The organism is Flavobacterium sp., from assembly GCF_036405015.1.
In the GTDB taxonomy this organism is placed as follows: Bacteria; Bacteroidota; Bacteroidia; order Flavobacteriales; family Flavobacteriaceae; genus Flavobacterium.
In genome coordinates this window covers 1-8120 of sequence record NZ_DASWYK010000236.1, presented here as the reverse complement: position 1 = coordinate 8120, position 8120 = coordinate 1, and the positions used below count along the sequence as shown (strand labels likewise).

5 protein-coding genes are annotated in these 8120 nt (G+C 33.4%); 3 read left to right on the top strand and 2 right to left on the bottom strand.

The genetic code is table 11. From position 1 onward, the window contains the following. The 3 genes from VGE71_RS20665 to VGE71_RS20655 all read left to right on the top strand — a co-directional run. On the top strand, positions 1-3316 hold a 3316-nt coding region (locus VGE71_RS20665), incomplete at its 5' end, for a hypothetical protein (RefSeq protein ID WP_414656185.1). Positions 3317-3380: 64 nt separating this feature from the next. Then, positions 3381-3935 carry a hypothetical protein gene (locus VGE71_RS20660; protein WP_331140001.1) on the top strand — a complete coding sequence of 185 codons (555 nt, stop codon included), beginning with the start codon at positions 3381-3383 and terminating at the stop codon, positions 3933-3935. A gap of 302 nt (positions 3936-4237) precedes the next feature. Further along, entirely contained in the window at positions 4238-5317 is a 1080-nt protein-coding gene (locus VGE71_RS20655) for a glycosyltransferase (RefSeq protein ID WP_331140000.1), read from the top strand. A 121-nt stretch (positions 5318-5438) separates the two neighbouring features. Here VGE71_RS20655 and VGE71_RS20650 read toward each other — a convergent pair whose 3' ends face one another. Both VGE71_RS20650 and VGE71_RS20645 read right to left on the bottom strand, forming a co-directional pair. Then, a complete protein-coding gene (locus VGE71_RS20650) occupies positions 5439-6749 on the bottom strand; it encodes a porin (protein ID WP_331139999.1) in 1311 nt (436 codons plus the stop codon). A 163-nt stretch (positions 6750-6912) separates the two neighbouring features. Then, positions 6913-7998, bottom strand: coding sequence for a sensor histidine kinase (locus tag VGE71_RS20645; RefSeq protein WP_331139998.1), 1086 nt, complete (start codon positions 7996-7998; stop codon positions 6913-6915). Between the last annotated feature and the right edge of the window lie 122 nt (positions 7999-8120).

Here is an 8120-nt window from a genome sequence, read left to right as displayed (position 1 = left end):
AGAAAAAGTAAGTATCAATTCTGGTTTTTTCCAGTTATTAAATACTAAAAAAGAACCTATTGATTCGACTTTTTATACCATTGATTTCCGAAAAGGCTTTTTACTTTTAAATGAAAAATTCCAATCAACTTCTGATACTTTAATTGTCAATTATCTTCAATATCCTGATTTCTTAACCAAAGAATACAGTCTTTACAATTCAGATCAGATTGTAAACAGCGATGTCGGAACCGAAAAATTATACCGAATTGATAATAATGCCAACGCCAAAAAAGTCACTCCTTTTGACGGCCTTAATACTTCGGGAAGTATCACTCGCGGAATCACAGTGGGAAATAATCAAAGTACCGTTTTAAACTCCAACTTAGATTTGCAGATTACCGGGAAAATCTCCGATAAAGTTAGTCTTCGGGCTTCTCTTCAGGATAATAATATTCCGCTTCAAGATGGTGGCTATTCTCAAAAACTCGATCAGTTTGATAATATCTTTATGGAACTTTTTAGTGACGACTGGAATGTTCGGGCAGGGGATGTTTTTTTAGAGAATAGGAAAACCCAATTTTTGAGTTTCAATAAAAAAGTTCAGGGACTTTCAGCAAGTTTTGATTTTGACACCGAGAAAAGCAAAACCAATGTCTTTGCCTCGGTCGCTTTTGTAAAAGGTCAATATGCCAAAAGTACTTTTACAGGTCAAGAAGGAAATCAGGGTCCATATAAATTGAAAGGGCAAAATGGTGAATTGTATGTTTTGGTTATTTCAGGATCTGAACGAGTTTATGTAAATGGTGTTCTACTAAAACGTGGTGAAAACAACGATTATGTTATTGATTACAATGCCGGAGAAATTGTCTTTACTTCTCTTTTTACGATTACTTCTGAAATGAGGATTAATGTAGAATACCAATATTCGGAACGAAATTACAATCGTCTTGTAACCTATGCAGGCGCTACACAAGAAAACAAAAAATGGAGTTTCGGCGGTTATGTTTATTCTGAAAATGATTTGAAAAACCAACCGTTGCAACAGAATCTTTCTCCAGAGCAAGTTCAGATTTTAAGTCAAGCGGGAGATGATGTCAATTTGATGAAAGCGCCTTCTGCCTACGAAGACAAATATGCAGACAATAAAATTTTATACAAAAAAACCATTATCAACTCGGTTGAAGTTTATGAATATTCGAATAATCCAACAGATGTTTTATACAATGTAAGATTCAGTCAGGTTGGTGCAAATGCTGGAAATTATATCATTCAGAACAACAATGCCGTCGAACGTATTTATCAATATGTAGAACCAGTAAATGGAATTCTTCAGGGAAATTATGAGCCAATTGTACAACTTGTGGCTCCAATAAAACTTCAAGTTGCTACCTTTTTGGGAAAATACAATCCGAATGAGAAGACTTTGGTCGATTTTGAAATAGCAGTCAGCAATAACGATCAGAACTTATTTTCTGGAATTGATGATGCCAATAATGAAGGAATTGCTTTTAAAACCAATCTTAAAAAACGTCTATTTTCCCGAAGCTGGAGTTTAGATGCTTTTGCCAATTATCAATATGTAGAGCAAAATTTTAAATCGGTTGAACGTTTGTACAATATCGAATTCAATCGCGACTGGAACTTAAGCGGAACACTTTTAGGGAATCAGAGTCTTTTGGTTACAGGTTTTAATTTTAATTTATTTTCTAAAAAGAAAACCTCCAATATTGGTTTGGTCACGTATCAATTTGAGAAGTTAGATTTTAGCGAAAGCTACACAGGTTCGAGACATACCACTGCTGCTTTGTTCAAACTAAAAAAATGGACCATCGAAAATAATGGAAGTTTCCTGAATTCTGATGCAACGGCTTCGACTTCAAAATTCATTCGAAATCAAACCAGAACCAAATATCATTTTGGCAAAAACTGGATTGGAGGCAGTATGCAATTAGAAGACAATCAGGAAAAAGATAAAGTTACGGGCCAGTTTTCTACTTTGAGTCAGCGCTTTTCAGAATATGGAGTATTTACTGGAAGAGGTGACAGTACGAAGGTTTTTGTGGAAGTTGGTTTTCTGCAAAGAAAAAATGATAGTTTACAAAACGGATTATTACAACATGTCAATAATTCGCAGACCTATTATTTAAAGTCAAAATTGATTCAAAATAAAAAAACAGATTTGGCGATTTATGCGAGTTATCGAAATTTAGATTTTACAGATACATCCCGAAAAAACGAACCTTCTCTTAATTCAAGAGTTTTATATAATGATCGTTTTTTTAATCAATTAATGCAAATTGGAACCACATATGAAACCAGTTCTGGAACTATTGCGCAGCAAGAATTCACTTATGTAGAAGTTCCAACAGGACAAGGAGTTTACACTTGGAACGATTATAATGGCAACGGAATTCAGGAATTACAGGAATTTGAAATCGCCGTTTTTCAGGATCAGGCAAATTATGTGAGAGTCTTTTTGCCCAATCAGATTTATATTAAAACCAATCAGAATAAGTTCTCTCAGTCTTTAACTTTGAATCCGTTGCAATGGCAGAATGAAAAAGGATATAAAAAAGTGCTGTCTCATTTTTACAATCAGACTTCATTTATAATGGATCGAAAGGTAAAAAGCGAAGGCGAAAAACTGGAACTTAATCCGTTTAATTCTTCTGAAGAAAATATTTTAGGATTGAATTCGAGTTTTAGAAACAGTTTATTCTATAATCGCGGACGCCAGAAACATTCTGTAACTTATTCGTATCTTGTAAATAAAGGTAAAAGTTTGCTTTCTATCGGATCTCAGAATGTTCGAAATTATTCACATCAACTTCAATACACGCATTTGTACCAAAAAAGCTGGTTGTTTAATTTCTTTACCAAAACCATAAAAACCGATTTGGTCTCTGAAGATTTTGTCGAGAAAAACTACGATATCGATGGCTGGCAAATGGCGCCAAAAATTAGTTATTTGTTTTCTAAAAACACCAAACTGGATTTCTTTTATGAACTTCAAAACAAGAAAAATCAAATTGGAAATTTCGAGACTTTAAAACAAAACAGAATCGGAACTTCATTTTCTTATGCAGGCGAAAAGAAAGTAACAGTAAATGGTGAGTTTTCTTTTTATGAAAATAAATTTGATGGAAATGAATTTTCATCTGTAGGTTTCCAGATGCTTGAAGGACTTCAAGCAGGATCCAACCTGGTTTGGAAACTGCTTCTGCAAAAGAACATTACGTCATTTTTAGATGTTAATTTAAACTATCAAGGCCGTAAAAGCGAAACGGGAAATACTATTCATACAGGAAATGTTCAGCTCCGTGCATATTTTTAATGCACTCCGAAAAAGATGACAAAAAATTGTTTAATTTTAATTGAAAATTTAAACGTATAACCTTATGAAAAAATTATTATTGTTCTGTTTTATAGTTGTTTTCTCATCTAACTTCTACGCACAGGAAACAACTGCAAAAGCTGCAAAAAGCAAAACAGAAGCCTCAGCAAAAAAAGCAAAAGCTAGTGCAGACAAAGCTTCGGCAGATGCCAAAAAAGAAGCTACAAAATCGAAAAAAGCAGCAGATGATGCTAAAGAAGCATCAGCAAAAGCAAAAAAAGAAACAGCTGACAAAGCTAAAAAAACTGCAGATAAAGAAGCGACAAAAGCAAAAGCAGACGCAAAAAAAGCAACTACGGAGTCTGATAAAGCGAAAAAAACAGCTGACAAAGCAAAAGCAGATGCTACAAAAACCAAAGCAAAAGCTGATGACGCTAAAAAGGATGCAACCGCAGCAAAAAAATCGGCTACTAAAACTTTGAAGGAAACTAACGAAAAAGCACCGTCTGTTCCGGATAAAGTTACTGGCGAATACAATGGAAAAAAAGTTTATACCGGACCAAGAGGTGGAAAATACTACATCAACAAAAATGGTAATAAAACTTATATTCAGGACTAAGGTTCTGAGGTACTAAGGCGCTAAGCTTCTAAGTTTTCTTAAAAGGTATATTTAAAACCGAACATTCGTTCGGTTTTTTTTTATTTCACAACTTAACCTATAAATTTCCTTATTAAGGTCATTTCAAAAAAATCGAAATCGCTTAACATAGAGATAATCTTATTGGTAAAAAGTAAATTATTTTTGAAATACCCCTCGAAAATTCTAGTCTTTTATTAAATCTAGAGTTAATAATTTAGTAATACCCTCGAAATAACAACCAAAACATATTTCTTTATCTTCGTTTTTAAAAATCATTAAAAATGAGCATTGATTATTCTGCGAATAAAACTATTTTAGTAGCACCATTAAATTGGGGGCTTGGCCATGCAACTCGTTGTATTCCTATTATAAAAGCGCTTCAGGAGAATAATTACATCCCGATTATTGCCTCAGATGGGGTTGCGCTTGCTTTATTGCGAAAAGAATTTCCTTATATACAGACTTTAGAACTTCCTTCTTATCATATTGAATATGCAAAGAATGGAAAAAACTTTAAATGGAAGTTGATTAAAAACCTTCCGAAAATGATTACCGCTATTTTGGATGAGAAAAAAATGGTCAATTCCTGGATTAAAAAACATGGTATTGATGGTATAATCTCAGACAATAGATTGGGGGTTTTCAGTAAAAAAGTGCCTTCTGTTTTTATGACGCATCAGTTAAACGTTATGACAGGAAATACAACTTGGTTTACTAGTAAATGTCATCAGCTTATTATTAAGAAATATAATGAATGCTGGGTTCCTGATACCGACGAAAAAGTAAATCTAACAGGAGATTTAGGTCATCTTAAAAACAATGAATTGAATTTAAGATATATTGGCCCGTTGAGCCGTATGCGTAAAAAAGAAACTCCTAAAATATATGATCTTATGATTATATTATCAGGACCTGAGCCACAGCGTACGTTTCTGGATGAAAAACTGCAAAAAGAAGCAGCTAATTATCCAGGGAAAGTAGTTTTTGTACAAGGAATTGTAGAGAAATCGCAAGAAAAATGGCAAGCAGGAAATATTACCTATTATAACTTTATGAACTCGAAACAACTGGAACAAACTTTTAATGAAAGTGAGTTTGTACTTTGTCGTTCGGGTTATACCACAGTAATGGATTTGGCTAAATTGGGTAAAAAAGCTTTTTTTATTCCAACTCCAGGACAATACGAACAGGAATATCTGGCGATAAAACTTCAAGAAGAAAATCTTGTTCCTTATGCAATGCAAGACGATTTTAGAATTGAAGATTTATCAAAAGTAAAATCGTTTAAAGGATTGGCCCAATTTGAAAATCATATCGACTGGGATTCACTATTTAAAGTTTTTGAAGAAAAAACTGCGTGATTATAAGCTGATGAAGCAGATTTGTTTCAAAACAAAACGCGGATAAAAACGGATTTTACTATAAAATCTGTTTTTATCCGCGTCTTCGCGAAAGCGAATCTGTTTTATCTGTGCACTATTTTTAGAAATTAAACTGCGCTTGTAATCTTAGAACATTTCCTTGTTGTCTATTTACAGGAAGCGCACTGTCTTCGAAAGTACGATCTGCAATTACATATTCTGCTGTTAATTCGAATGCTTTAAAAGGTTGCCATTCTACACCAATTTCGTAATCTCGTACAACATAACTTCTGGCGTCTTTTTCGTATTTTTTCCCTCCATCATAATATTGAAACTTGGCGAAAGGATAAATAATCTGTTTTTTAATATCCCATTTATAGTTTAACAAAACGTAACCTCCGTTAAGATCTGTTTCGTCAACTGTATTGGTTAAAGTATTGTAACGTGGCCCTCTACCTATATTGTATTCTGTCTGAATTCCGAATGGTCTTGGGTATAAAACGAAAGTTGCTCCTACTCTCTGATCTTTTACATATTGCGGATCATTCACAATAACTCCTGATGAAATTTCGCCAGTAAAAGCCCATTTTCCAGTATAAGCTTGGATTCCCGGTTCGATAATCTGACTACCAATAACAAACGGATAACTTACTCTTGTTACTACGTTTAAATCTCTATTTCCATCTAATTTATTTGCAATCTGCCCGTTGTAAACTCCAAAAGCAAAAACTCCAAAATCTCCAGAACCTTTGTAACCGTCTTTAACTAACATGGCAAAACGTTCTCTAATTTCAGCCGGAGCCCAATAAAAAATAGCCCCTAAATCACGTTCATTTAAGATAGAACTGTTGATTGCATCGGCGCGGTCTAGTGTTAAACGTTGTGAACTAGACTGCATATTTTCAAATCCGTATGGAATTTTACTTTGTCCAATACGAACACGGTATTCTTTTTTCTTATCAAAAGAAAGATCAAAATACAGGTCACGAATTTGTACAAAGTTCTGAACTCCAGTACTTGGTGAACTAGCAAAATCGGGTTGAAAATAGAAAAACACATTTGGATGAACTTGTCCTGAAAAGACAAAACGTGCACGTCGAATAAAAAGTCCGTTGTTTGCTTTTGCATCTGGAGCTGTAGAAGTTGTTCCCCAAGATTTATCACATTGCTCGCAAGAAACTTTGTCATTTGTAGAAAGCAAACCGTTGTATCTAACCTGAGCATAACCTCTCAACGATATTCTGTCATACCAATGATCTACATTACTTACTCCTGAGTTTGTTTCTGGAAGTTTGGCTTTGTTGATAGAATCTAAAATACGCATTACTTCGTTTTTTACATCCTGTTTGTTTAATTCTTGCTTAGTAGGTTCCTGCGCATAAGCTGCGCAAGTTAGCAGTAATAAAACCGCTAATAATTTTCTTTTTATCATTAGTTCTGTAATTCCCTTAATTTCAGGATGCAAAGATGGAGCACCTATGTTAAGAAATCATTAACCAGATGTTACTATAATAAAAATTTAATGTTACCGACTAAATCGGTATGTTTATTTATCGTTAAAACCCTTTATTTTAGGGCTTTTAACAAAAACTGTGTTACAATTTTTTAACGTCGATTTTTTGACTTTTAAATGCTTTTTCGAGCGTAAAAGAGAATTCTGAACCAATTCCGAACTCACTTTCTACATAAACTTTCTCCTTATGCGCCTCAATAATATGCTTTACAATGGCCAAACCTAAGCCAGAACCACCTTCAGAGCGGGTTCCACTTTTATCAACACGGTAAAAACGTTCAAAAAGTCTCGGAATATTTTGTTTTTCAACGCCTTCTCCGTTATCACTGATACGAATTAGGACTTTTTTCTTGGTTAAGTTCACGACACCAACTTCAGTCAATCCGCCTTCTTTTCCGTATTTAATTGAGTTTACAATTAAATTCTCTAAAACCTGCTGGATCCTGTCCTGATCTCCACGAATAATAACTGACTGTACATTTTTACTTTCAAAAGCCAATTTGATTTTCTTTTTATCGGCTTTCATTTCCAACAAATCAAAAACATTCTGAATAAGTTCAACAATATCAAAATCAGTCATATTCAAATCCAAATCACCAGACTCTAATTTGGTAATCATATCCAAATCTTCAACAATATAAATAAGACGCTCTACTCCTTTTTCGGCACGTTTTAAATATTTCTTTCTGATGTTTTTATCATCCATTGCTCCGTCAAGTAAAGTCGAAACATAACCCTGAACAGTAAATAATGGTGTTTTTAATTCGTGCGAAACGTTTCCTAAAAACTCTCTTCGATATTGTTCACGAATTTCAAGCATTTCGATTTCCAGTTTCTTATCTGTTGCAAACTTTTTCACTTCACGTGAAAGTGTTTCCATATCAGTATTTATGGGCTGATTAATAAGAGGTGTTGATTCTAGCAAAGAAACCTCATCGTAAATTTTCTTAACTCTTCGGTAAATAAAGCGTTCAACTCGATATTGTAAAACCAGAAATGCGAATATATAAATAACAATAATGAAAATTATTCCAAACGCAACCTGATGCTTTAATTGATTTTTATAAAACAATGACATTAACATCAGTACAAAACCTGTCGTAAAGAGACTGATATATAATGCAGACTTGATGGCAAATTTGTATGTTTTTTTAAAATTGATTTTCATTGAAATTATTTAAAATAATAAAACTTTATAAGATTGTTTTTTTTCACCATATAAGTGATATAAGTTCATTTAAAAGACAAACTTAAACTCTACTTACAGACAAATTTAAAAAAATAAATCTT